This window comes from Limnoglobus sp., from assembly GCF_059499385.1.
The window spans coordinates 37,052-62,813 of sequence record NZ_JCABYM010000062.1 but is presented as its reverse complement, the minus strand read 5'-3'; the positions used below and the strand labels follow the sequence as shown (position 1 = coordinate 62,813).

Below are 25,762 nucleotides of genomic sequence, written 5' to 3'. Positions count from 1 at the left end.
GGGCGTGGGGGTTTTTGTTGGTGGGGCGCGGAGTCTTCGGGCCCCCCGTGGGGTTGGTGCCCCGGGCGGCGCCGCCCCCCCCCCCCCCCACCACCCTACAAGAAGACACCGACTGTTGAGACCGATTAATGAACGATACCGGCGTGGTCCGTGAAACCGAGATCGTCTTCCGCCGCCTGAGCGATGCGTTCCCGCTCGTCAGCCCGGAGGCGACGGCCACCGCGTGGTGGGCCCTCGTCATCGGCGTCCTCGTCGTCGCCGGGCTGTTCACCGCCTGGATGTACGCCCGCGACGCCCGCACCTGCCGGTGGTACGTCGCGCTGCCGCTCGCCATCCTCCGCACCCTCGTCTACGTCCTGCTCGCCGTCGCGTTCCTGCTCCCGGCCCGGCAGACGTGGGAGACGACCGAGAAGACCTCCCGCGTGCTCATCCTGCTCGACGTGTCGCCGAGCATGACGCAAATCTCCGACGACCGCGGCTCCCCCACCGGCCCGAAGCCGCCGACCCGGTTGCAAAAGGTCCTCGACTTCCTCACCGACGACAAGGTGAACTTCCTCAAAAAGATCATCGACAAGAACCCGGTTTACGTGTACCGGTTCGGCACGCGACTGGACGACGAGACGCAGACGCACACGGCCGAGTCGCCGGTCTGGACGAAGGACGACTGGCAGGCGTGGGCCGACTACGACTTCAAGCCGTGGGTGCTCCGCGGGCTGTCGAAGGAGGGCCGCGACGCGGTCGCGAAGCTGCCGGCGTGGGGCGACAAGCCCGGCACGCCGGAGTGGGCTATTTCCTACGCGAAGCTGCCGGAGGGCGAGGCCGTGCCCGGCTCGCTGACGGAGGAGGACAAGAAGGCACTCACCGACAACCGCGCGAAGCTGGAGAAGCGGATCGACGTGGCTCGGTCGATCGTGCAGGGCACGAACGTGCCGGACTCGATCACGACGGCGATCAACCGCGAGGCGGCGAACATGGTGCAGGGCGTCATCGTGTTCACCGACGGCCGCAGCAACCTCGGCAGCGAGGCGGCGTACAACGAGCTGAAGGAACGCGCCGCCCGCGAGAAGATTCCCGTGTTCACCGTCGCCGTCGGCGAGCCGCGGGAAAACATCGCCATTACGATCACGGATCTCCAGGCCCCGGACCGCATCCCGCCGGACGAGCCGGTGAAGGTCGTGGTCGAGGCCGACGGCGTCGGGCTGGAGCGGCAGGAAGTCGAGGTGAAGCTCGGCCTGTACCTGCCGACCCGCGACCCGAAGAAGGACCAGCCGGACCACGAACTGACGGCGAAGCTCCAGTTCCAGCCCGGCGACCCGCCGCACGGCGCGGCCGAGTTCGTGCTCGACGCCGACAAGCTGCCGGAGTCGCTGGTCGAGGAGGCGAAGAAGGAGGACGCGAAGCGGGCCGGCAAGCGGAAGCAACTGAAGCAAGGGGCGTGGTCGCTCGTCGCCCGCATCCCGGCCGACAAGCGCGAGATCTACGACAAGCCGGAACACGTCTCGTCCCCGCGGGTGGTGCAGGTTCTCGAATCGCCGCTGCGGATTCTCCTGTGGGCGAGCGGGCCGACACGGGACTACCAGACGCTCCGCACGCTCTTGATGCGCGAGGTCAACGAGAAGCGGGCGGAACTCAGCATCTACCTGCAAAACGAGGGCGGCCGCGAGGGGAACATCACGCAGGACGTGACGCCCGACCGCCTGCTCATCAAGTTCCCGACGCGGTACGAGACGACGCCGAAGCCCGGCGACAAGCCGGAGGACAAGTACCTCAACCTGCACGAGTACGACCTCGTCCTGGCGTTCGACCCGGACTGGTCGGAACTGTCCGCCGAGCAGGTCGAGGGCCTGCGGACGTGGGTGGTCGAAGGCGGCGGCGGGTTCGTCTACGTCGGCGGGCCGATCCACACGTACCAGCTGGCCCGCGCCGACGAGTCCGGCCGGCTCAAGCCGCTACTCGACATGTTGTGCGCGCTGCCGGACGACATCATCCTGCTCAAGACGCGGCCGATCCCGCGGTCGCCGCGGCGGCTGAACCTGAAGCCGAACGCCGAGTTCGACGTACTGAAGCTCGACGACACCGGCGACGACCCGGTCGCCGGGTGGGAGAAGTTCTTCACCGGCAAGGACAAGTTCGTCGGCAACCCGAACCAGCAGTTGAATCCCAAGAACGGGTTCTTCTCGTACTACCCGATCAAGCAGGTGAAGGCCGGGGCGGTGACGCTCCTGGAGTTCCTGGACGTGAACGAGCGGGGCGAGGCGGAGCCGAAGCCGTACTTCGTGATGAACCAGCCCGGCCGCGGGCGGACGGCGTTCCTCGGGTCCGGGGAGACGTGGCGGCTGCGGATGGTGGACCCGGCGTTCTTCGAGCGGTTCTGGATCCGCTTCGGCCGGAACATCTCCGCGGCCCGGCGGAACGTGCAGTCGTTCCGCGGGCAGGTGCTGGTGAACAAGGAGTACGCGAGCGGGTCGATGGTCCGGGTGCAGGCCCGGCTGCTCGCGCCCAACGGCAAGCCGTACCCGCCGGACGCGATCAGCCCGAAGTTCGTCGTCGAGACGTTCGAGCCGGACGGGACGAAGCGGGCGAAGCCGGTCGGCCCGGTCCAGATGGCCGCGAAGAAGGGGGCGAGCGGGTTCGACGGGTACTACCAGGCGCAGGTGCTGGCCGACCCGCGGCAGTTCCCGCCCGGCGAGTTCCGGTACAAGGTCGTGGTGGACGTGCCGGACAGCCCCGGCGACACCATCGCCGGCGAGTTCATGGTCCGCCGGTCCGACCCGGAACTGGACAACGCCCGCCCGGACTTCAACGCCCTCGTAACCGCCGCGAGTACGCTCGCGGACGTGGAGCCGAAGATCACCGAACCCGGCGTGCTGGACCGGCTGAAGGGCAGCGCGACCGACACGGCGAAGGTGAAGTTGGCGTTCAAGCTCGCGGAGCGGGACAAGCTGGAGTTGATCCCGGCGTGCCTGAAGGCGGACCGCAAGGAGTTCCGCAACCGCGGGGCGGTCGAGGACCTGTGGGACAAGGGCGTGCCGCTGCCGGGCTGGCTGTCGTCCCAGCCGGCGGAGGTGAGCTACCTGCTGCTGGCCGCGATCGGCCTGCTGGCGGTCGAGTGGACCGTGCGGAAGATCGTGCGGCTGGCATAGTAGTAGGCACACTCCGTGTGCCGTCGCGGGGGCGAGTCTTCGAGACCCCGCGAACGCCTTCCGCCCGCAAACGCTCTCGCGGGATCTCGAAGACTCGATTCCGCGACGGCACACGGAGTGTGCCTACTACTTTGGACGAACCCATGCCTGTTGTTGACACCCCGGACGCCCCGCCCCGGCTCGACGCGACGATCGCCAGCCCGCTGGACCAGGTCCGCGGCACGATCCGCCAGTACATGCTCGCGGACGCGGCCGTCACCGCCGCCGTCGTCGTCGTCCTCTGGTTCTGGCTCGGCCTCGCCCTCGACTTCGGCCTGTTCAAGCTCACCGGGTTCGACTGGGCGCTCGACGCCCCGCGGGGGTTCCGCCTGCTCGCGCAGCTCGGCCTCGTCCTCGGCCTCGTCGGGCTGCTCGTCGTCCGCCGGGACAGCGTCAAGCGGCTCGTCTCGCTCGTGCCGCAGCCGTGGGTCCGCCGCCACTTGTTGGAACTGCCGGCGCTGTTCCACGTTCTGATCGCGGCCGTGCTCGCCCCGGTGTTCCTCGTCATCCTCCTCGTCCGGTACGTCTTCTGGCTGCGGACGACGGAAGAAGACCGCGAGATGGCCCTCGTCCTCGAAAAGCGCTTCCCCGCCCTGCTCGGCGACCGGCTCATCACGGCCGTGGAACTCGCGGACGTGGAGAAGCAACGCGCCTACGGCTTCTCGGCGGACATGATCCGGCAGACCATCGCCGAGGCCCGCGAGCGGGTCGCACAGGTTCCGGTCGCGGCCGTGTTCAACTGGGACCGCGTCTGGCGGAAGGGGTTCGTCCTCGGCGGCGTCGCCATCGGCTCCCTGGTCGCGGCCTACGCCGCCTACGCCGGGGTCGGCGGCGGGTCGGCGAGCAAGTTCGCCCGCGAGTTCGGCGACGTGGCCGCCGTCTGGGGCGAGCGGAACGTGCTGTTCCGCAACACCCCCTGGCCGCGGAAGGCCCACGTCGAGCTGCTCGATTTCCCCGGCGACGAACTCCGCATCGGCAAGGACGCGGCGTCGCCGAAGGTGAAGTCCCGCGCGTACCGGTGGGTGATCGCCGACCGGTCCCGCCCGCACGGGTGGCGGCCGCTGGTGTGGGCCGACCTGTCCGACAAGCTGCCCGGCCTCGCGAGCTACGCGAACAGCGCCATCATAGCCGGCGAGGGCAAGCGGCTCCCGGCCGACGCCCGGACGTGGGACCTCGACCGCGTGGAGGCGGAGGCCGCCGACGCCGTCGGCGTGCCGGACGTGTTGGCGAAGCTCGAAAGCCTCGCCGCCGACTCGCGGATGTCCCGCACCGTCCGCAAGCTCGACATCCCGGACGCGATGACGCTGTCCTACGGCGGCACGAAGACCCGCGGGAAGATCAACCTCACCCGCGAGGCCGGGAACGTCTTTTCTGGCGAGGTCTCCGGCCTGAAGGAGTCGATCCGGTTCACGGTGAAGGGGGCCGACTTCACGACGACGGCGCGGGCCATCACGCTCGTGCCGCCGCCGATGTTCTCGAAGCTGACCCGCACCGAGTACCAGCCGGCGTACCTCTACCACCCGCCGCCGGTCCGCGACACGCTCGGCACGAACGCCCCGCGGCAGGACTTCGCCGACCTCAAGGGTCTCCGCCAAGTCCTCGGCGAGAAGGACCTGTCGCTGACCGGCGACAAGTCCGTCTTTTCGATCATTCAGGGTACGGAGTTGGTGCTGAAGGGGTACGCCGACAAGCCGCTCAAGCACGCGCTCGTGACGCCGAAGATCGGCCGACTGCCGGGGCAGAAGCCGGGCGACACGGTGGCACTGGTCGTGCCGCCGGAGGGCGCGGACCGCACGCAGTTCAGCCTCGCGTTCCGCGGGGCCGACCGGCCGACCGCGAACATGGAGTTCGACCTCACGCTCGTCGATGACGACGACGTGACCTCCACGCGGTCGATTCTTCTACAAGTCTCCGAGGACCAGGTTCCGCAGGTCGAGCTGGCCGTGGACGTGCTGCGGAAGCAGGGGAATGCGTACCTCGTCACGCCGGTCGCCCGCGTGCCGTTCCTCGTCGAGAGCAAGGTGAAGGACGACGCCGGCCTCAGCAAGGTCGTGTTCGCGTACACGTACCAGCAGGTGGACGCGGCCGTCACCGTCGAGGCGAAGCTGCCGCTGCTCGCCGGGCTGTTCGCCGGCGCGCCGCTGGCCTCTACCGTCGGGTCGCCGATTCGCACGGCCGTCGCGGCGCAGATCGTGCAGGACTCGTCCGACAAGAACCTGGGCAAGGTCGTCGCCGGGGAGCTCCCGGTCGCCCGGTTCACCGAGGAATTCGCGAAGCGGCGGCCGGAGACGATGGACGTGCTGAAGAAGAAGCTCGACGTGCCGCAGCCGCCGGACGAGCCGCAGACGGTGAAGGAAGTCCGCATCCGCGACCAGTACGCGGACGCCTTCGACCTGGCCGCGGCGATCCCCGGCCTGGCGGAAACCGACCCGGCGAAGATTCAGCCCCGCTACCGGATCGAGATGAACGTGTTGGCCACGGACACGAACTTCGAGACCGGGCCGAAGACCGGGCAGAACGTCGAGTCCGTCCGCCTGACCGTAATCTCGGAAGCGGAACTGCTCGTCGAGATCGCGAAGGACGAGGAAATCCAGATCGCCCGGCTGGACGACGTGCTGAAGAAGCTGCGGGAGGCGCAGGGCAAGCTCAGCCAGACGGCCGGGCGGCTCCGCGACCTCGCCCCGCCGCCGGACATCCTGATCTCGGCCGGGGTCCGGGCGCAGGACCTGGCGCAGGACGTGAGCAAGGCCCGCGAGCTGACGGCGCAGATTCAGACCGAGTACAAGCGGCTCGGCAACGAGGCCCTGTTCAACGGCATCAAGAAGACGCGGGAGCGGATCGAGAACGAAATCCTCCGCGACCTGGCCCTGATTTTGGAGTCCGGGTTCGCCACGGCCGAGGAAACGCACAAGAACTTCCTGACGGCCCTGCTCGAAGGCCGGCGGCCGGAGGAGTCGCTCATCGGCAAGGACCAGGCCGACCTGCAAACGCTGATTTCGCTCGTCCAGGCCCTCCGCGAGAAGCTCGGCGAGTCGAACAGCCTCAGCAAGAGCCTCGCCCGGCTGCAACAGCTCGTGACCGAGGAGCAGCTCCGCGGCAAGGTGCTGGAGAACCTGCAACGCAACGCCCTAGAGCGGCTGCGGATGCCGGTCATCGCGACGATCCCCACGGTCGAGCTGGCTCCGGGCGAGAAGAAGCTCGTCAAGAACCCGCTGAACTGGCTGGCGTTCGACGGCAACGCCTACGCGGTGAAGTTCGAGGGGCCGAAGGGCGGCGAGCTGAAGCTGCCGGCCGAGGTGACGGTCGGCGACGACAAGAACGACGTGGAGTACGAGGTCACGGCCGGAAATAAGTCTGGCGAGTATTCGATTAAGTTGATACCGTCGGTCGGCAACCCGGTCGAGGTGAAGGTCCGGGTGAAGTGATTTCCGCCTTATATAGCCGCCGGCTTGCCGGCGGGGTTTTTGGGAGCCGCAAACCCCGCCGGCAAGCCGGCGGCTATATGGGGCCGGGCGATTCCGAAAATCCGCGGTTGGTGGGTAGAATGTAACTCGTCCTCTCTATGACCGTCCGTTATCCGAACCTCGCGTTCGGGAGAACCGCCATGCTCCGTCGCGTCCAATCGGCCTTGCTCGTGACCGTCGCGGCGCTGTCCGCCGTCCTCGTCGGCACGACCCTCCGCGCCCAGCCGCCGGCCAAGCCCGCCGACCCGCCGAAGGCGGCCCCGGCCGAGACGCCGATGACGACGAAGGACCTCCGCGGCTCCCAGGAGCAGAACGCGAAGGTCTTCCAGGAGCTGGCCCGCGGCCTGCTGACCCTCGCCCAGCGGCTCGAGAAGAGCGACCGGCCGGAGGACAAGGAGCGGGCGAAGACGATCTACGCCGCCCTCGAACACGCGCAGAAGGCGAGCATCGACGGCCAGTTCAAGACGCTCATCGCCGGGCTGTCGAAGGGGTCCGAGAACCCGCAGGACCTCGACGCCCTCAAGGGCCAGAACAAGGAACTGGTCAAGGCCCTGCTGGAGATGATCACGATCCTGCAAACGGACGACGAGTCCGAGCGGTTGAAGAAGGAGATCGCCACGCTCGAGAAGTTCCTGAAAGAGGCGGAGGCCCTCAAGCGGAAGACGGAAGTTCAACGGGCGATGACCGAGGCCGGCAAGGGGGACCCGACGAAGCAGGCGAACGCCCAGAAGGACCTCGCGGAGCAGACGAAGGACCTCGCCGACCGCATGGGCGGCAAGAAGCCCGGCGACGACAAGGGCGGGGACAAGACGGCGAAGGCCGACCCGAAGGCGACGCCGAAGGGCGAGCCGAAGGCCGGCGAGTCCGCGGCGGAGCCGAAGGCCGACAGCCAGGACGCGAAGGCGACCGACAAGGACGGCCAGGACGGCAACCCGATGGCCGGCGACAAGAGCGCCGAGGCGAAGGCCGGCGGCAAGGAGGGCAAGCCGAACGAGTCCGCCGGCGAGGCGAAGAAGCCGATGGACGGCGCGAAGGAGGGCGACGCCGGGGAGCCGAAGGGCAGCGGCGAGCCGAAGGCGGGCGAACCCAAGTCTGGCGATCCGAAATCCGGGGAACCGAAGGCGGGCGATCCCAAGTCCGGTGATCCCAAGAGCGGTGACCCCAAGGCGGGCGATCCCAAGAGTGGAGAGCCGAAGGCGGGGCAGCCCGGCGAGCCGAAGCCCGGCCAACAGGCCCAGAGCAAGGGCACCGATCAGGGCAAGGGCGAGGCGAAGTCGTCGCAGGGCCAGCAGGCCCAGGGCGGCGAGGGGAAGGGCAAGAACGCCCAGCCGATGGCCGGCGAGCAACAGGCCCAGTCGAAGCCGGGCGGCCAGCAAGGGCAGCAGGGCCAACAAGGCCAACAGGGGCAGCAAGGCCAGCAGCAACAGCAGCAGGCCCAGACGCCCGGCCGCAAGCAGGTCGAGGAAGCCTACCCGCACCAGAAGCAGGCCGAGGACGAACTCCGCAAACCGGAACGGGAGAAGGCCGCCAAGCAGCAGGATCAGGCCATCGAGAAGCTGGCGAAGGCGATCGAGGAGCTGAAGAAGAAGCTCAAGCAACTCCGCGAGGAGGAGATGCTGAAGACGCTCGCCGCGCTGGAGGCCCGGTGCAACCGGATGCTCTCGATGCAGATCGAGGTCTACGAGGCCACGAAGGTCGTTCACGCTGCCGTCGTCAAGAACAACAACCAGAAGACGACCGCCGACCACCAGAAGTCGCAGCAACTCGGCGACAAGGAAGGCGAGATCGTCGCCGAGGCCCAGAAGGCGATGAAGCTGCTGGAGTCCGAAGGCTCGGCGGTCGCGTTCGCCAGCGTCCTCGAAGAGGTGATGGGCGACATGCAGGCCGTCCAGAAGCGGCTAGCCGCGACGTGGGTGGACACCGACACCCAGCAGATCGAGGAAAACATCATCCAGATGCTCAAGGACATGATCGCGGCGCTCAAGAAGGCCCAGCAAGACATCCAGAACCAACAGAACCAACCGAAGCCGCCGAGCGGCGGCAAGCCGGGGGCCAAGCAACTCATCGACCTGCTCGCGGAACTGAAGCTCATCCGGGCGTTCCAGACGCAGGTGAACAGCCGGACGAAGATGTACGCCACGAAATACACCGGCGAGCAGGCATCCGATCCGATCATCCAGAACGAGCTGCGGCAACTGTCCCAGCGGCAGGCGAAGCTCCAGGACATGGTCCAAAAGATCGCGACCGGGGCTAACCGGTAATCTGCCCGGACCCCGCGAACGTATGATTCAGTAGGCGGTTGGTATCCGCCTTGCCCGAAAGTTATCGCCCGCCCTCGCTTCCAAAGAGGAGAGGGCGATGAGAACCGAGAATTCTCGTTGTCGGATAGCCCGACAGACGTTAGAGTTGGGAGTGAAGATCGGCCGATAAAGCCGATGACCCTTTTCCTGCCGGGTTTCCTTCTCTCCGACCCGTGTGTTCCTCAGTCCGAGGAGGTCGTACCGTGGTCCTTCGCAAGTGGCTGGCGGCCGCCACACTTTCGGCCGCCGCCGTGACCGGGATACCTGCCGCCGAGCCGGCCCCGAAAGCGCCGGCCCCCGCCGCGTCGCCGATGATCTACACGTTCGGCACGCTCCGGACGGTCAAGGCCGAGGACGCGAAGGCGAAGGCCGCCGCATACCTCAAGGCCGCCGGCAAGCTCGACCGGGCCGCGTTCGACAAGACGTGGGCGAACGAGGCCCGCTCGGTCTTCGACCGCACCGTCGAGAGCCTGACGGCCGGGAACCCGGAAGTCGCGACGCTCCTCAAGACGGCCAAGAACCCGGACGCGGACGCCCCGCTCGAAATCCCGGCGTTCCTGACGGACGCGAAGGCCGACCCGTTCTTCCGGGCGAACGTTGCCACCGCCTACGCGAAGGCCCTGTCCGGCAAGCGGGTGTACGAGGAGGCCCTCGACGCCCTCAAGGCCGTGCAGCCGGAGCAGGTCGTGGACCCGGCGACGTACTACTTCTACAAGGCCGTCGCCGAGCACGCCCTGATCCAGAAGGACGCGGCCGTGACCTCGATCGTGCGGCTGCTGGACGACGTGGCCGACGCGCCGGACCGGTACAAGATGGTCGCGACGCTCATGTTCTTCGACATGCAGAACTGGTCGGCGGACGCGAAGGACCTGGCGAACGTCGGCCGGCTGATGGACAACAGCGGCCGCCGCCTCGACCTCGCCCGCGGCGGCGAGAAGACGCAGGACATTCAGAAGAAGATCATCTTCCGGCTCGACGAGAAGATCAAGGAGCTGGAGAACCAGGCAAAAAGTGGCGGGACCTGAAACGGCGGTAGTTGCCCCTCCGGCGGTCAGCCGAACCAAGGTGGCAACCTGAACCCGAGCAACCCGGCGTCCGACAGCAACATCATGGGCGGCGGCGGGGACGGGAAGATCGACGACAAGAAGCTGAAGAAGCTCGGCGAGGAGTGGGGCAAGCTCCCGGCCTCCGAGCGGGCGAAGGCGATCACCGAGATCACCCGCGACCTGCCGCCGAAGTTCAAGCCGATGATCGAGGAGTACTTCAAGTCGCTGAACAAGCTGCACGGCGTCCAGCCGTAACGCGGCGAGTGGCGACAAGCAACCGGGCGGCGTTCTTCGAGCAGAGGGACGCCGCCCGGCGTGTTTTCATAGTAGTAGGCACACTCCGTGTGCCGTTTGCTGTCGGTCGCGGGGCGTTCGTTCGAGTCGCGGCGACCGAAAGGAGACGGCACACGGAGTGTGCCCACTACTATGTCGTTCCGCCGCCGCGTAAGATTTGGTAAGCTACTCACGTCCGTCCCCGCAACCCCTCGTGTGCCATGACGCGACCCCCGTTGGCCTGCCTCGCGCTCCTCGCCCTCGCCGCCGCGGCGTCCGCCGCCGACCTTAGCACGCTCACTGGGAAGAAGCACGCCGGCGAACTCCAGTCGCTCGCGGACGGCGTGCTCGTCATCAAGACCGAGGACGGGCCGGTCGGCGTCGCCGTCAAGGACGTGTTCGTCGTGGACTACGGCCGCAAGGTCGAGGTCCCCGCGAAGGACGCGAAGTTCGACGAACTCGAACTCATCGACGGCTCCGTGATTCGCACGACCGGCCTCGCGATCAAGGGGAAGACGATCACCGCGACGGCCCTCAAGCCGCCGGGCGAGGTGCCGCCGCCGACGATGACCATCCCGATGGAGACGGCGTTCAGCTTCTTCCGCGGCGCGGACGACAACAAGACCCGGCTGGCGTGGCGGAAGCTCCTGTCCGCCCGCGGCAAGCGGGACCTGTTCGTCGTGAAGGCCGGGGACGATTTCAACTCCGTGCCCGGCACGGTCCTCGGCGGCAGTGACGACGGCGACGAGTTCACGTTCGAGCAGGAGGTCGGCAACCGGCGGGTGACGTACAAGATGACCCGCGTGACCGGCGGCCTCGTGTTCAACCAGCCGCCGCGGGGCGAGATCCCGCCGACCCTGTGCAAGGTCGTGGACCTGTTCGGCAACACGCTCATCGCCCGCGACCTGAAGGTCACGAAGGACGGGTTCAAGGTCACGACCGTCGCCGGGGCGGTGTTCGACTACCCGAAGGCGGCGCTCGCAAAGTTCGACTTCTCGCAGGGGAACATCTCGTACCTGTCGGACCTGGAGGTCGCGGTGACGGCCCCGCCGCAGGTGGCGGGGGAGCCGTACTTCACGTACCTGCGGGACAAGAACCAGGACGGCGCGCCGCTGAAGCTCGACGGCGTGACCTACGCGAAGGGGCTGTGGCTCTACCCGGACACGACGCTGACGTACAAGCTCGGCGGCGACTTCCGCGAGTTGAAGATGCTCGTCGGCATCGACGAGGGCGTGCCGGTGGCGAACAGCACCGTCCGGCTGGTCATCACCGCGGACGGGAAGAACCTGTTCGCGGCGAAGGTGAGCCGGAAGGACGCGGCGAAGGCGTTAAATTTGGACGTGAAGGGCGTCAAAGAGTTACGGATCACGCTGGAGCGCGACGGCCTGTACCTGGGCAACCAGATCAACCTCGCCGAGGCGCGGGTGCAGAAGTAAGCCCGACTTCCGAAGTCCGGCTTCGACTTCGGAAGTCGTTTCGTGCAGGGGCGTTCGCGAATGGAGAAGACCGACCGGATACCCGGTGTTGAGCAGCTCCTCGCGGTGTTCGGCTCTTGGCCTTCATTCCACGACGCCGAAGTCTTATGGGTACGATTAGATCGCGGACCGGCGAGTGTCGGGAAACCACTCCTGGAGGCGATGATCCATACCTTCGAGATGACAAACACGGTCGGTACGGACGGCTACTATGTCCTTAAGAACCATGTACTGGTTCATTTGCGATTCGACGGCGTCAACGACCTACGACTTGACGAGTTCAACCATCAGAACGTCCTTGATGGTTTGACCCTTTCGGAACCGCGGGGCGTAGGACTCCAACAGCGGGCGTGGGAAGTGACCTTTCACTCGACGTACGGGTTGGGTGCTTCCTTCCGGTGTGAAGCCCTTGAAGTTGTTTGTGTTCGGCCGTGCACGAAAGATGGCGTCCAATTAGACTCATGACCCGTGCGGCGGGTCCGCACATGGTTTGCCCAAACAGAGACGAGTTCCCGCGGCGATCGACTTCCGAAGTCGAAGCCGGACTTCGGAAGTCAGGTTCTCCGAGACACGCATCCATGAAATCACGCCTCCTGCTCTCGCCGCTCGTCGCCCTCACCGCCGTCGTAGCGATGCTTCCACCGTCCGCCGCCCTCGACCCGGACGTGAAGAAGGCCGAGGCCGAGCGGACGGCGGCCGTCGCGAAGGTGCGGCCGGCCGTCGTCTGCGTCTGCGCCTACGGCGGCACGGCCGTCGGGTCCGGCGTCCTCATCGACGCCGACGGGTACGCCCTCACGAACTACCACGTCACCGACTCGATCAGCCCGGTCATGCAGGCCGGCCTCGCGGACGGCAACCTGTACGACGCCGTCATCGTCGGCCAGGACAAGGTCGGCGACGTGGCGCTCATCAAGCTGCTGCCCAAGAAGCCCGGCACGCCGTTCCCGTTCGCCGCCCTCGGCGACAGCGACAAGGTCAAGGCCGGGGACTGGTCGCTGGCGATGGGCAACCCGTTCGGCCTGTCGATGGACTTCACCCCGACCGTCACCTACGGCCTCGTCAGCGGGGTGAACCGCTACCAGCCGCCGGAGGGCGGCGGGATGCTGGAGTACACCGACTGCATCCAGATCGACACGAGCATCAACCCCGGCAACTCCGGCGGGCCGCTGTTCAACATGGCCGGCGAGCTCATCGGCATCAACGGCCGCGGGTCGTTCGACAAGCGGGGCCGGGTGAACTCCGGCGTCGGGTACGCGATCAGCATCAACCAGATCAAGAACTTCCTCGGCCACTTCCGCGCCGGCATCGACACCGACCACGCCACCCTCGGCGCGACCGTCGAGACGGAGAACGAGGACGGGGCGCTGTCCGAGATGAAGTTCGGCACGATGCTGGAGGAGGCCGACATCTTCCGCCGCGGGGTGAAGGCCGGGGACAAGCTCATCTCGTTCGCCGGCCGGCCGCTGACCAGTACGAACCAGTACAAGAACATCCTCGGCATCTTCCCGAAGGAGTGGCGGCTGCCGCTGAGTTACCGGCGGGAGAACACGCGGAAGGAAACGCTCGTCCGGCTGATGGGCAACATGAACGAGCCGGTCGAGTCGAGCGAGCCGAAGCAACCCGGCCCGCCGCAACCGCAGCGGCCGGACCCGGCGAAGGACCAGGCGAAGCGGTCCCCGGCGATGAAGCTGTTCAAGGAGAAGAAGGGGTTCGCAAACTACCACTTCAACGAGGAGCAACAGAAGAAGCTGTGGGCCGCGTTCCAGAAGCACGGCGACTTCGCGGGCGTCGGCGGGGCGTGGGCCGTCGAGGGGACGTTCGACGCGAACGACCGCAAGGGGCCGCTGGCGCTGACGATGGCCGACACGACCGACGGCAGCACGGAGGCGAAGCTGACGATGAACGTGCCGTTCGCCCTCAAGATGCCGACCTCCGACGTGCTGGAACTGAAAGTGCCAGACAATAGCGGCGGGCTGCTCGCGGTGCTTGTGAACTACCGGCGACTGGTGACGATGGGGCCGAAGGGCTTCTCCGGCGGGTTCACGCACGGCGGCGTCGAGCCCGTCTACCCGCCGCCGGCCGACGGCAAGCCGGTCGAGGACTGGGCGAAGCGGCGGGTGGACTGCGAGGTGATCCGCACCAAGCACGCGGCCATCGACTGCAAGTGGTACTTCGACCGCAAGGACGCCCGGCTGCTCGCCTGCGAGGCGCAAGTGCTGCCGGACGAGGACCCGTGCGAGGTGTACTTCGGCGACTACAAGGCCGTGGACGGCCGCCAACTCCCGCACCGCGTGGACGCGCGGTGGGGGGACAAGAACTATGGGTCGCTGTTCTTCGCGAAGTTCGATCTAAAAAAGTGAAAACATTGGCCCGCAGATGACGCAGACCTTCGGACGCAGATGAAGAGGATCAAGAACCAAGAATTGAGTTTTGGTTTTATCCGGTTTTCATCTGCGTCGAAGTCTGCGTCATCTGCGGGCCATACTTAAGAGATTCACCATGCGGTTCCTCGCTCTCGCTGCCGTCGTCGCCCTCGCCGCCCCGCTGCCGGCGGCCGACCCGTTCCACGCCGTCGCGGAGAAGGTCAACGCGAAGGTCGTGAAGCTGTTCGGGGCCGGCGGGTTCCGCGGCGTCGCGAACTACGGGTCCGGCATCCTCATCTCGTCGGACGGCCACATCCTCACCGCCGCCAGCCAGATGCTCGACTCCGCCGAGATCGTCGTCCACCTCAGCGACGGCCGGAAGATGAAGGCTGTCGTGTTGGTTACTGAACCCGAACTCGACGCGGCCCTGCTCAAGATCAAGGTCGAGGGGAAGAAGATCGACGAGCCGACCGACCTGAACCTGGAGTTCTTCGACTACGCCGAGGCCGTGAAGCGGCCGAAGGCGCAGCCGGGCGACTGGATTCTCGGGTTCAGCAACCAGTTCGAGATCGCGATGCGGGACGAGTCGTTCAGCGTGCAGAAGGGCGTCGTCATGGCGTACACGAAGATGCACGGCCGCCGCGGCGTGTTCGACTTCCCGTACCACGGCGACGTGTACGTCATCGACCAGATCACGAACAACCCCGGCGCGGCCGGCGGCCCGCTGACCGACCGCAAGGGGAACTTGCTCGGCATCATCGGCAAGGAAATCAAGAACTCGCTCAGCGAGACGTGGATGAACTACGCCATCCCGCTCGCTGCCGAGGTCGAGGTGAAGGACGGCGACAAGACGGTGAAGCTGACGCTGCCGGAGTTCGTGTCGCTCGGCCTGAAGGGGCAGTACAAGCCGGTGAAGCGGCCGGAAGTCGTCGCCAGCATCGGCGGCTACCACGGCGTCATCTTCGTGCCGAACGTGCTGGAGAAGACGCCGCCCTACGTCGAGGACGTGGTGACCGGCTCCCCGGCGGACAAGGCCGGGCTGCGGGCCGACGACCTGGTCAGCTTCATCGACGGCGAGCCGATCTACAGCATCAAGATGTTCCACGACTACTTGAAGAAGACTAAGGCCGGTATGAAGCTGCGGCTGGAAGTCCGCCGCGGCGACAACCTCCAGACGGTCGAGATGGAACTCGGCGAGTACCCGCCGAAGCCGCTGCCGATGAAGCCAACGGAACCGAAGAAGTAAGAATGGCCCGCTGATGACGCAGATAGGAGCGCAGATGAAAACCAGATAAGACCGAAGAACGATCTTGGTTTTGATCCTCTTCATCTGCGCCGAAGTCTGCGTCATCTGCGGGCCAATTTTTGAGAGCCAATCCCATGCGCTACCTTTCGATACTCACGCTGCTCCTGCTCGCGCCGGTCGCGTTCGCCCAGGACGTGAACGAGAAGAACGAGCGGGCCATGAAGGACGCCTCGAACGCGGTCGCCGCGTCGGTCGTGAAGATCGAGACGGCCGGCGGCGGGGCCGAGGCGTTCGGCACGCCGGCCGCCCCCGGCCCCCGCGGCGCGCCCGCCGGCCCCGGCGTGCGGAAGGGCGTCGGCCCGACCACCGGCGTCGTCGTCGCCGCGGACGGGTACGTCGTCACGAGTTCCTTCAACTTCGCGAACAAGCCGTCCACCATCTACGTGACCGTGCCGGGCTACCCGGACCGGCTGCTCGCCGAGCAGGTCGCCACCGACACGACGCGGATGCTGACGCTCATCAAGCTCAAGAAGCCCGAGGGCAAGGAACTGCCCAATCTGGCCGTGCCGCCGATCGTTCCCAAGAGCGAGATCGCCGTCGGCCAGTGGTCGCTGGCGCTCGGCCGCACGCTGATGCCGGACGTGGGAACTGCCCCGCCGTCGATCAGCGCCGGCATCATCAGCGCGACCGGCCGCATCAACGGCAAGTGCCTGCAAACGGACGCGAAGGTGTCGCCGGTGAACTACGGCGGCCCGCTCGTCGCCATCGACGGCCGCGTGCAAGGCGTCCTCGTCCCGGCGTCCACCCGCGGCGAGGGCGACGTGTCCGGCGTCGAGTGGTACGACTCCGGCATCGGGTTCGCCATCCCGTTCGAGGACGTACTCGCCGTCGTGCCGAAGCTGCGCGAAGGCAAAGACCTCCGCCGCGGGCTGCTCGGCATCACGCCGCAGAGCACGGAACTCTACAACGCGGCCGTCGTCATCGGCACGATCTCGCCGGACTCCGCGGCCGCGAAGGCCGGGATGAAGGTCGGCGACAAGGTCGTGAGCATCGGCGGCAAGCCGGTCCCGCACTTCACCGCGTTGCAACACGTTCTCGGCCCGAAGTACGAGGGCGACGTGGTGGACGTGAAGGTCCTCCGCGACGGCAACGACATGGACTTCCCCGGCGTGAAGCTGTCCGGCGCGGTCGCCGCGTTCGCGTCCGGGTTCCTCGGCGTCCTGCCGCTCCGCGACGACCCGGACCCCGGCGTACAACTCCGGTTCGTTTATCCGAACAGCCCTGCGGAGAAGGCCGGGCTGAAGGCCGGCGACCGCATCATGAAGGTCACGCAACTGCCGCCTGGCGCGAAGACGCCGCCGCCGGCCGTGGACCTCGTCGGCGGCCGGGCGATGCTGTCGCAGGTCGTCGGCCGCACCCCGCCGGACGGCGAGCTGCAGTTCGAGGTCAAGCGGAAGGACGGCGGCAAGACGGAGACGGTTAAGGTCAAGCTCGCCGCCGTGCCGGACGAGGAGCTGCCGGAGGCGCTGCCGCTGCCGTCGAGCGCGGAGCGGGCGCTCGACAAGCCGAAGGGGGCGAAGGACGCGCCGACGCCGAAGAAGGAGGAGCCGAAGAAGGACGACCCCAAGAAGGACGAGGAGAAGAAGGACACGCCCCAGGCGGAGGTCGGGCTGCTCAAGAAGAAGAACGCGGCGCTCGGCCGGGAGTACTGGGTGTACGTGCCGGAGAACTACAAGCCGGGCGTGTCGCACGGGGTCATCGTCTGGCTGCACCCGGCCGGCAAGGGCGGCAAGGACGCGGACGAGATGGTGAAGATCTGGCGGCCGTTCCTGGAGGACTACCACTACATCCTGGTCGGCCCGAAGTCGCAGAGCACCGACGGCTGGGTGGCGAGCGAAACCGAAGGCATCGTCCAGGACGTGAAGGAGGTCATGGGCGGGCACACGATCGACCGGTCGCGGGTGATCGCCCACGGCATGGGCGTCGGCGGGCAGATGGCGTTCTACCTGGGGTTCAACGCCCGCGACGTGGTCCGCGGCGTGGCGACGACCGGCGCGAGCCTCGGCACGCAGCCGAAGGACAACGTGCCGAACCAGCCGCTGGCGTTCTTCCTCGTGGGCGGCGAGAAGGACCCGGCGGTGAAGTCGATCGCCGACAGCGTGAAGCCGCTGAAGGACAAGAAGTTCCCGGTGATCTACCGCCAGTTGAAGGACTTCGGCAAGGAGTACATGCTCCAGCAGACGCTCATCGAGTTGTGCGTGTGGATCGACTCGATCGACAAGATATGAACCGCAGGTGTGAACCTTTTGAAACAAAAACCGTCACTTGCCAGTGGAGCATTAGTCTTGTGGCAAAGATGGAGTACGGTTATGGTTTCGCGTCGAAGTGTCAAAAAATGCGTTGATGAGGTTTCCGACGAATTCGAGAATTGTTGGTCTATTCTCCAATCTCTTCGTCGAGGTGATAACACGGTTGATATCAAAGAACAAGTCTTTCGGTTTCAGCCTCTATTGGCAAAGGCTATTAATCGTCTCGACCAGTTACATTACTCGATCAAATCGGTTGAAAAGAATCTCAGGTTGCGTAGGTCGAAGGTGATGCCGAATCGGTTCCGACATCGTCTTCGTATGTTGGAAAAATATGAACAAGTCGTCAGTGAGGCGATCAAAATCGGCAAGGCTATCGGGGATGGATTTGCGTGGTTGTTTTATTCGCCATATTCCGATTTGATTTTTAGGCACGCGAATCATCCGGTTACCAAGCATACGCCTAGAGGTATCGGGTCTGAGGGAGAGCTTGCTTTCATTTCAAACGTTCCTGCAATGGCAGGATACTTTGTTTTATATCATGGGATTACATCTATTTTAAGGATCGGCGATGTAACGCTCATCGATTTGAAGTCTTTGGAGATACACGGAATTGGTGATTTGAAAAGTCACGAGTCGAGCCCAGGCACGCTGTCTATATCGCTCCATGCTGTTGGGCGAACGATTGATTTGCCCGATCGAGTTAGATCTTTTTTAGACGAAGTTGCCGTCAAAGGCAAAGTTCAGCCAGCGGTTCAGATGCCGCTTCCCTTAAAGGAGCGACTCCAAAAGCAGATCAAAAGAATGGCTAATGCTTTTGCGCCAACCGATACGAAGGCAAGCATAAGGATTGAGCATGAATCTAAAATTGGTTGCCTAAAAACGATACAAAATGGTATGGCGGGCAGCAAGATTGCCTGTGCGAGTTGCGGCGATGGTTTGTTAGTAGTTGGAGTGCGTGCTGGGGATTCTCGCTCGTTGTCTGCAAGATTATTCGGGACAAGTGGTGGTTTTGACGGAATGGACTTAGAAGCTTTCAGGAGTGATCTAAATGGAATTGTTGATACTGATCAACCACCGGGTGAAAACTGGAATAGCATATCGGTTGGAACGGTAAGCATTGCCAAGTTGCATTGCGCAACTCCATTGCCACTTTGGGATCTAGATGCTGATTTTTTACGTCAGGTGCTGTTCCAGGAGGTTGTGCTGGTCACGTGTTACAATCCTTCGTTCTTGGTCAAAAAACTTAAGAACGAGGGATTTACAGTCGAATCGACTGGTAACGAAAACAAGTTCCGTTTTTACAAGCCATTTCTAGGTGGCAGAGCCACAATTGATGATAGCGACCCATTTGTCGATATGATCACTCAGGGCTTTATGTCTTCCGATGCGGTTATAGATACAATTAAAGATACATTCTCTGCTATGGTGGCTGATAACGTGAAGCCAAATACGAGAGTTGAGATGAGGTTGCACAGATATTCGTAATCTTGTTTGCCGTGTTGAGGGGTGCTGGCATATTGCTTGTCAATTCTGCCCGCCTAACAATTCCCTGTTAGGCGGGCAAGTGGTGCAGGTGCCATTCACTTCAACTCCACCGACCAGTACGCGTTGTCGAGGAACGACTGCCACGACCGGTACTTCTTCTGCGCCATCTTCGCGTTCAGGATCGGGCTCCGCTTCGGCTTCTCCGGCTTGCGGATCAGCGTCATGTTCGCCTGCCGCGGGGTGCGGCCGCCCTTGCGGACGTTGCAGTCCACGCACGCGCACACGATGTTCTCCCACGACGTCCCCCCGCCCTGGCTCCGCGGGATCACGTGGTCCAGCGACAGCTCCGTCGTCGGGAACTTCTTCCCGCAGTACTGGCACTGGTTGTGGTCGCGGGCGAAGATGTTCCGGCGGTTGAACTTCACCGTCTGCTTCGGCACGCGGTCGTACTCCAACAGCCGGATCACCCGCGGGGCCTGAATCTCGGCCGTCGGCGTGCGGACCCAGTCGTCGTCCTCGGCGCGGGCGAACGCGGCCTTGGCGGCGCTGACCTCCTGCCACGACGCGAAGTCGTAGGACAGGAACGTGCCGTCCTCCGTGCAGACGACCTCGGCGAGGTCCTTGCAGAGCAGGCAGAACGCCCGCCGCACCGAGATGACGTGGACGGCCATGAACATCTTGTTCAGGACGAGCACGCTGGAGTCGAGCGACGAGTACGAGGCCGAGTTCATGGCAGGTGTCCCCCTTGTCCCGGCCGGTGTGGGCCGAAAAGGCTGTGCGCGGACGGTGGCGCGTTGCCAATAACGACGCGCCGGCACGAGAGAAGGTTCAACCACGGCATGGGAGTATTCTACCGCGACGAATTCACGAGCCGCAAGAGGCTGGCGGCGGAGAAGGGGCGGAAGTTCACGGATCGTTCATACGGGCTGAGACGGGGCAAAGAAGCGGTCCAGATCGAAGCTCGCGAGCAAGTCCGCGGACCCCCGCCGCGCGTCCACCAGCGGCGTGACGTGGTGCTTCCACAGGGTCGCCAGCTTCTCGCGGTCGAGGTGCGGGACCATAAACGGGCTGTGGCCGACCTGCCACTCGCGGCCGCCCTCGCGGGCCAGCCTCGCATTCAGCTGCTCGAACAGCTTCAACACGCGGGGGCCGAACGTCGGGTCGGGGTCGGCCGGCGGGTTGGCCGCGAACCACCGGGCGAGCAACGCCGCGTCCGGCGGCATGTCCACGAACGCGAACCGCCGCCGCAACGGCTGGTCGAGCGTGTCCGCGGCCGGGTCGGTCGGGTTCGCCGTCGCCAGCAGTAGGAGGTTGCCCGGTAGGCGGAACGTCCGCTTCGAGTACGGCAGTGTCACCGCCTCGCCGCGGTATTCGAGCAGATAGAGCAGTTCGCCGAAGACGCGCGGCAGGTTCGCCCGCGTGAGTTCGTCGATGACCAGCACGAACGTTTCGGCCGGGTGGCGGGCCGCGTCCCCCGCGGCGGACAGCAGCACGCCGTCGCGGAACGTGTCGCCGAGCGGCCGCTCGACGAACTCCTCGTAGGTGTACGCCGGGTGGAACTGCACGAACCGCACCGCGTCCGGCCGGTCGCGGGTCAGCAGCCGGGCGAGGCACTTCGCGACGTGCGTTTTGCCCGTGCCGGACACGCCGCGGAGGATGAGCTGCTTCTTCGACTTCAAGAGGCCGCGGGTGCGGTCGAGCCAGACGGCGGGCAGGAACGTCTCCCGCTCGAACGCGGCGGCGTCGAAGACCGTTCCGGCTTGCCGTCCCGCGCGGCGGTTGAGGATGGCGGTCGCGTCGTCCTCGACGGCCGCGGCGAACAGCGGCAGCAGCCGGTCGAACGCGAGCAGAACTTCGCCGACGAGATCGTCGCTCCGCAGGATCGCGGCGTCGGCCGGGAGGTGCTGACACGCGGTGAGCGTCTTCTGCGCGGCCCACGTCCGCAGGTCGTCGGCCGACTTCAGCAGGCTGTCGCCGAAGCGGGTCGCCTCCGTCGCCCGGGCGAGCGCGTCGAAGAGAAGTTGGCCGTGGTCCTGGATCGCGCCGCGGAGCCGTCGGCCGGCGTCGCGGGCGGTGCGGCCGAGGTGGAAGCCGAACCGCAAGCCATCGGCCGTGAGCCGGACGAACAGCTGCGCCGCGGCCTGCCGCGTTTTGCCGGCGACGGGGTAGAACGTCAGCCACATCTCCGGCACGTAGGGGCACGTCTGGCCGTAGTCGTTCTTCACGATGCTCGTGAGCGCCTTGCCGGTGCGGGGTTCGCACTCGATCTGCCAGCCGTGCTCGCCGTGGAGGATGGGCCACACGTACCGCTCGGCCAGCGCGTCGCACAGCTCGACCATCGGCTCGCGCACGGCGAACTGGTAGCGGTCGCGATTCGCCTCCATCCAGTCGCGGTGGTTGTGCCCGGCTAGTTTCCGCAGGAACGCGAAGCTGTCGGAGCAGAACCCGCGGAACGACCGCGACAAGTTGTCGCGCGATCCTGTCGCGGCAAGGCGTTCGAGCAGGTCGTTGACTTCCAGCGAATGCACGCGATGCCGCTCGCGGAGTTGCGCGACGGCTTCCGCCATCATCGCCGCCTCGTCGTCGCCGGGCAGCCCTTCCGCGAAGGCGTCGTCGAGCCGTCGCAGGCCCTGCCACGCGAGCGGCGACAGCGGCGTCGCGACGTTGTCCTTCAGCCGCTGCCGGAGCGGGTACGCGGTCCGCACCTCGCGGAGTGCCTTCGCGATCGGGTTCGTTTCCACGCCGTGTGGCGGCAGTTCGCGGCCGGACATCATCGACACGCGGATGAGCAAGTCGTCGAGTTGCCACGCGGGAAGTTTCGGCGAGTGCTTCTGGTAGGCGTCGCACAACTCCGCGAACGCGGCGACGGAGCCGACCGGCGTGCGGGTCGCGATCAGGCCGCACCGCCGCGCCCCGGCTTCGACCGAGGGCAGCCAGCGCGGCAACGCCCGCGGCGAAAGCGACTGCACGACCGCGGACCAGAACCCGCGGCCGAGACCCGCGACGAAATATGCCCCGCCCGGCGAGAGGCAGCGTTCGAGTCGCGTCGGCAGTGGGTCGGTTCCGCGGATCAGGTGCGCCAGCGAGTACCGCAGGATCGCGGCCGAACTTCGCACGCTTTCTTCGTGCCACGCATCCGGCACGGCGCGGCGGTAGAACGCGAGCAACTCGTCAACGTAGTTCGGCGAATCGAGGACGTGCGAATCGAACGAGATCGGCTCGGGCGCGTCAGCGCGCACGGCCGCCAACAGCGGGGCCAACGGGGTGATGATTCCGTCCGCGCGAAGCAACGCCATCGCGGTTCCAGGTGCGAAACACGGTTCCTAGTGTGTTGGATTCTAACGAAAGATGTGCGGGATGTGACCGTCAGAAAGAAAAAGTGTCCCGCCGCGGACCTCTTCAGCGTCGCCCAGTCACCAAAGCTGCCACACGGCGGGACACAGTGACATTACCATGACATCATCGCGGAGGCAATCAGCCTCGTCGGATTTTCATCCACTTTCTCACAAATTGCAGAATTACCCGACAGCACTCAAGCCAGAGCAAGGTAGAGCTGGGCAAGGTGGTGCCACCCGCTCGACTCGGGGAGTTGGGCGACGGCGGCCTTCAGGTGGCCCTTCGCGTCGGCCTTCTGCCCGGCGGCGAGGGCGGCGACGCCGAGGTTGAACGCGGTCACCGCGGACGCCGGAAGTTGCTTCCAAATCAGGACCGCGGCCGCCTTCTCGCCCGTCTGCCACAGGATCGCGGCCCGCTCGTTTTGAACCAGCGTGGCGTCCGCACCGCCGCTCTCAGCTTGGTCCAGCAAACGTTCCGTCTCGCTCGTATTTCCGGAAACCCGGGCCGACGCGGCGGCGAGGATCAAACCCGCGGTCGATTGTTTCGCCGTCGAAACGGACCAGCCGCGACTTTCGGCGGGGGCCGCTTTTTTCGCGCCATGAATCAGCGCCGAAACGTCGCGGACCTGTTGCGGGAAGTGTCCGACGGCCATCGGCAGGAAATCGACGGTCGCCGACTGGCGGACGTGGTTCGCCCACTCGCCCGGTGTCGCGGCCGGGAAGTCCTTGACGCCGAGCAGCTTCGCCGTCGCCGTCGCTTCCACCCACGCGGCGCGGGCGTCGGTCGCGAACCCGGCAATCACCTCGTGGGGTTCGACCGCGGCCGTCGCGTCGTCCGTCGCCGGCCGCGCGAGAAACCGGGCGGTCAGGTCCGCGAGGGAAGGCTGGGCAATCTTGGCGGCTGGCAACGTCATGGGAAACCCCGAAACCGGTTGGCTCATTGTTGCCAGTGGAACGGTGATTTGAAAGACCCTTGCGCGGGAAAACGAAAACCGATTTCACCGCGGAGGGCGCAAAGGACGCAGAGAAAACCAAGAAGAGATTTCAAAGAGTTGTCCTTTGAACTCGTTTCTGTTTTCCTCCGCGCCCTCTGCGCCCTCCGCGGTGAATATTCTTCGGCTTGTTGTGGCCCACCCGTAACGGCTACCATCCGGCCGGTGATTCGCACGGACGCGGTCATGAACGAAGAGCCTCCGCCGATGCCGGGATTCCGCACGCAGCCGCTGTGGTTGGCGGTCGTCGTCGCGCTCGTCGTCGGCCAGGCGGGGCTGGCGCTGCAGTTGTTCGGCGGCCGGGTCGGGCTGCACGATTCGCGGCCGGTCGTCGCCGGGCGACACCCCCTGCACTTCTACCACGGCACGCTCGGGGCGGAGACGTTCCGGCAGCGCGGCGCGTCCGAGTGCTTCGACCCGAGCTTCCAGGCCGGCTACCCGAAGACGCCGGTGTTCGACGGCGGCTGCCGGCCGGCCGAGTTGGTCCTGTACCTGTCGGGCGAAGGGGCCGGGCCGGGGGCGTACAAGTTCGGCCTGTTCCTGATGTGCCTCGCGGTGCCGCTGGTGTACGTCCTCGCGGCCCGCGGCGTGGGGCTGTCCGCGGCCGGGGCGTGCGTCGCCGGCGTGCTCGGGTGCGGCGTCTGGTGGTCGCCGCCGGTGCGGCAGTTGCTCGACGCCGGCCACCTCGACTTCCTCCTCGCCGGGCACGCGGTCCTCGTCTACGTCGCGTGGCTGTCGCGGTACCACTGGGAACCCGGCGTGACGGCGTGGCTGATCCTCGCCGTCGCGTCCGCCGTCGGGTGGTTCGGCCACCCGGTCATTTGGCTCGGCCTCGCGCCGGTCCTCGGCCTCTACTACCTCGCCGTCGCCCCGCGGCACGGGCTGGCGTGGCATCTCGGCCTGTTCGGCGTCACGTTCTTCGGCCTCGCGCCCAACATTTGGTGGCTGCTCGACTGGGGGAAGTTCTGGTGGCTGCGGCAGCCGTCCGTGGACGACATCGCGCCGCTGCCGACGTGGGGGGCGGTCCTCGACTCGTGGGCCGGGCACGCGAAGCTGCTCGGCCCCGCCCCGTTCGGCTGGCCGGTCGTCGCCGCCGGGCTGATCGGGTGCGTCTGGCTGGCGCGGCTGGAGAAGCACCGCAGCGGTCCGCTCCTGTTGATCCTCACCGGGTGCTGGGCGTTCTTCGTCGCCCGCCTCGGCGCGGTCTGGTCGCCGCTGACGAACGGCGAGGCGGACCGCGCCGCCCCGCTCGTCGTCGGGCTGGCCGTCCTGCCCGCGGCGGGGTGGGTGACGATCTGGTGCAAGCGGACCGGGCTGACGCGGGTCGTCGTCCTCGCCCTCGTCGGCGGCGTGGTCGCGCTCGGCTGGGGCGGGCACTGGGCGGCGGCGGTCCGCCAATACCTCGGCGTCCGGAACGAGCCGCTCGCCGTCGGGCTGACGCGGGACCAGGCCGACCTCGTCCGCGGGCTGATGGAACGCACGACGCCGGAGGCACGGATTCTGTTTGAAGAATCCCCGACCGGGGAGCCGGGGTGGAACTGGACGGCGCTCTTGCCGTGGCTGACGAACCGCGCGTACATCGGCGGCCTCGACCCGGACGCGAAGTTCGAGCATGCGTTCTGCCGCCTCCGCGGGGACACGCTCAACGGCCGGCGGCTGGTCGACTGGTCGGACGCGGAGTTGGAGGAGTTTTGTCGGCGGTACAACGTCGGGTGGGTGGTGACGCGATCACAGGCCGCCCGCGACCGGTGGCAGCGGACGCTGTTCGCCCGCGAGGTCCGGCAGTACCGCGACGGCGGCGACGTGCGGCTGTTCGAGCTGAACCGCCCGCGGTCGTTCGTCCTCACCGGGCAGGCGACGCTCCAACAGGCCGACCGGCGGAAGATCGTGCTGACGGACGTGGTCCCGGCGGACGCCCCGAACCCGGACGGCGGCCCGGTCCCGACGAAGGTGGTCGTGCTGAGCCTGCACCACCAGGCCGGCCTGCGGGCCAGCCCCGGCGTGCTCGTCGTGGAGCGCGACCCGGACCCCTACGACCCGATCCCGATGGTGCGGCTGCGCGTCACCGGTCCGCTGTCGCGGGTGGTGCTGTCGTGGGAGAATCCTTAGCGCCCGACTTCCGAAGTCCGGCTTCGACTTCGGAAGTCGATCTGACCGAACGGCGAATCCGATCGCAGTGAAGGCTCCCGCGCGGGATCGACTTCCGAAGTCGAAGCCGGACTTCGGAAGTCAGGTTTAGGTCGCCGCTATCCGAGTTGTCGTTCCCCCGCAACTTTCTACAATCCCCGTTCA

Annotated in this window: 15 protein-coding genes; 12 read left to right on the top strand and 3 right to left on the bottom strand. The window is 66.2% G+C overall.

Annotated features, from left to right (window positions below; translation table 11 throughout):
* Positions 1-143: 143 nt before the first annotated feature.
* The 11 genes from AC5JJ2_RS11515 to AC5JJ2_RS11465 all read left to right on the top strand — a co-directional run bounded on the left by AC5JJ2_RS11515 (position 144) and on the right by AC5JJ2_RS11465 (position 19,143).
* Positions 144-3,143 carry a hypothetical protein gene (locus AC5JJ2_RS11515; RefSeq protein WP_495858132.1) on the top strand — a complete coding sequence of 1,000 codons (3,000 nt, stop codon included), beginning with the start codon at positions 144-146 and terminating at the stop codon, positions 3,141-3,143.
* 143 nt (positions 3,144-3,286) lie between these two features.
* A complete protein-coding gene (locus tag AC5JJ2_RS11510) occupies positions 3,287-6,607 on the top strand; it encodes a hypothetical protein (RefSeq protein ID WP_495858131.1) in 3,321 nt (1,106 codons plus the stop codon).
* A gap of 179 nt (positions 6,608-6,786) precedes the next feature.
* Complete coding sequence (locus tag AC5JJ2_RS11505; RefSeq protein WP_495858130.1) at positions 6,787-8,907, top strand: hypothetical protein; 2,121 nt, start codon at positions 6,787-6,789, stop codon at positions 8,905-8,907.
* Positions 8,908-9,149: 242 nt separating this feature from the next.
* Entirely contained in the window at positions 9,150-9,971 is an 822-nt protein-coding gene (locus AC5JJ2_RS11500) for a hypothetical protein (RefSeq protein ID WP_495858129.1), read from the top strand.
* 84 nt (positions 9,972-10,055) lie between these two features.
* Positions 10,056-10,247, top strand: a complete 192-nt coding sequence (locus AC5JJ2_RS11495; RefSeq protein WP_495858128.1) for a hypothetical protein — start codon at positions 10,056-10,058, stop codon at positions 10,245-10,247.
* 239 nt (positions 10,248-10,486) lie between these two features.
* Complete coding sequence (locus AC5JJ2_RS11490; protein WP_495858127.1) at positions 10,487-11,701, top strand: NPCBM/NEW2 domain-containing protein; 1,215 nt, start codon at positions 10,487-10,489, stop codon at positions 11,699-11,701.
* Positions 11,702-11,761: 60 nt separating this feature from the next.
* The gene (locus AC5JJ2_RS11485; protein WP_495858126.1) at positions 11,762-12,205 is read left to right on the top strand and encodes an Imm50 family immunity protein; all 444 of its coding nucleotides are present in this window, start codon (positions 11,762-11,764) and stop codon (positions 12,203-12,205) included.
* A 113-nt stretch (positions 12,206-12,318) separates the two neighbouring features.
* Positions 12,319-14,100, top strand: coding sequence for a S1C family serine protease (locus AC5JJ2_RS11480; protein WP_495858125.1), 1,782 nt, complete (start codon positions 12,319-12,321; stop codon positions 14,098-14,100).
* A gap of 139 nt (positions 14,101-14,239) precedes the next feature.
* Positions 14,240-15,349, top strand: a complete 1,110-nt coding sequence (locus tag AC5JJ2_RS11475; RefSeq protein ID WP_495858124.1) for a S1C family serine protease — start codon at positions 14,240-14,242, stop codon at positions 15,347-15,349.
* Positions 15,350-15,483: 134 nt separating this feature from the next.
* Positions 15,484-17,637 carry a PDZ domain-containing protein gene (locus AC5JJ2_RS11470; RefSeq protein ID WP_495858123.1) on the top strand — a complete coding sequence of 718 codons (2,154 nt, stop codon included), beginning with the start codon at positions 15,484-15,486 and terminating at the stop codon, positions 17,635-17,637.
* Between the two features lie 339 nt (positions 17,638-17,976).
* On the top strand, positions 17,977-19,143 hold the full coding sequence (locus AC5JJ2_RS11465; RefSeq protein ID WP_495858122.1) for a hypothetical protein: 1,167 nt from the start codon (positions 17,977-17,979) through the stop codon (positions 19,141-19,143).
* Between the two features lie 95 nt (positions 19,144-19,238).
* Here the strand turns inward: AC5JJ2_RS11465 and AC5JJ2_RS11460 are convergent, their stop codons facing one another.
* The 3 genes from AC5JJ2_RS11460 to AC5JJ2_RS11450 form a co-directional block, all read right to left on the bottom strand.
* Positions 19,239-19,874, bottom strand: coding sequence for an HNH endonuclease (locus tag AC5JJ2_RS11460; RefSeq protein WP_495858121.1), 636 nt, complete (start codon positions 19,872-19,874; stop codon positions 19,239-19,241).
* Positions 19,875-20,060: 186 nt separating this feature from the next.
* Positions 20,061-22,439, bottom strand: a complete 2,379-nt coding sequence (locus AC5JJ2_RS11455) for an McrB family protein (RefSeq protein WP_495858120.1) — start codon at positions 22,437-22,439, stop codon at positions 20,061-20,063.
* A gap of 236 nt (positions 22,440-22,675) precedes the next feature.
* Complete coding sequence (locus tag AC5JJ2_RS11450) at positions 22,676-23,392, bottom strand: tetratricopeptide repeat protein (RefSeq protein ID WP_495858119.1); 717 nt, start codon at positions 23,390-23,392, stop codon at positions 22,676-22,678.
* 264 nt (positions 23,393-23,656) lie between these two features.
* On the opposite strand from AC5JJ2_RS11450, the gene AC5JJ2_RS11445 reads away from it, so the two are divergent.
* Positions 23,657-25,579, top strand: a complete 1,923-nt coding sequence (locus AC5JJ2_RS11445) for a hypothetical protein (RefSeq protein ID WP_495858118.1) — start codon at positions 23,657-23,659, stop codon at positions 25,577-25,579.
* Positions 25,580-25,762: the final 183 nt, after the last annotated feature.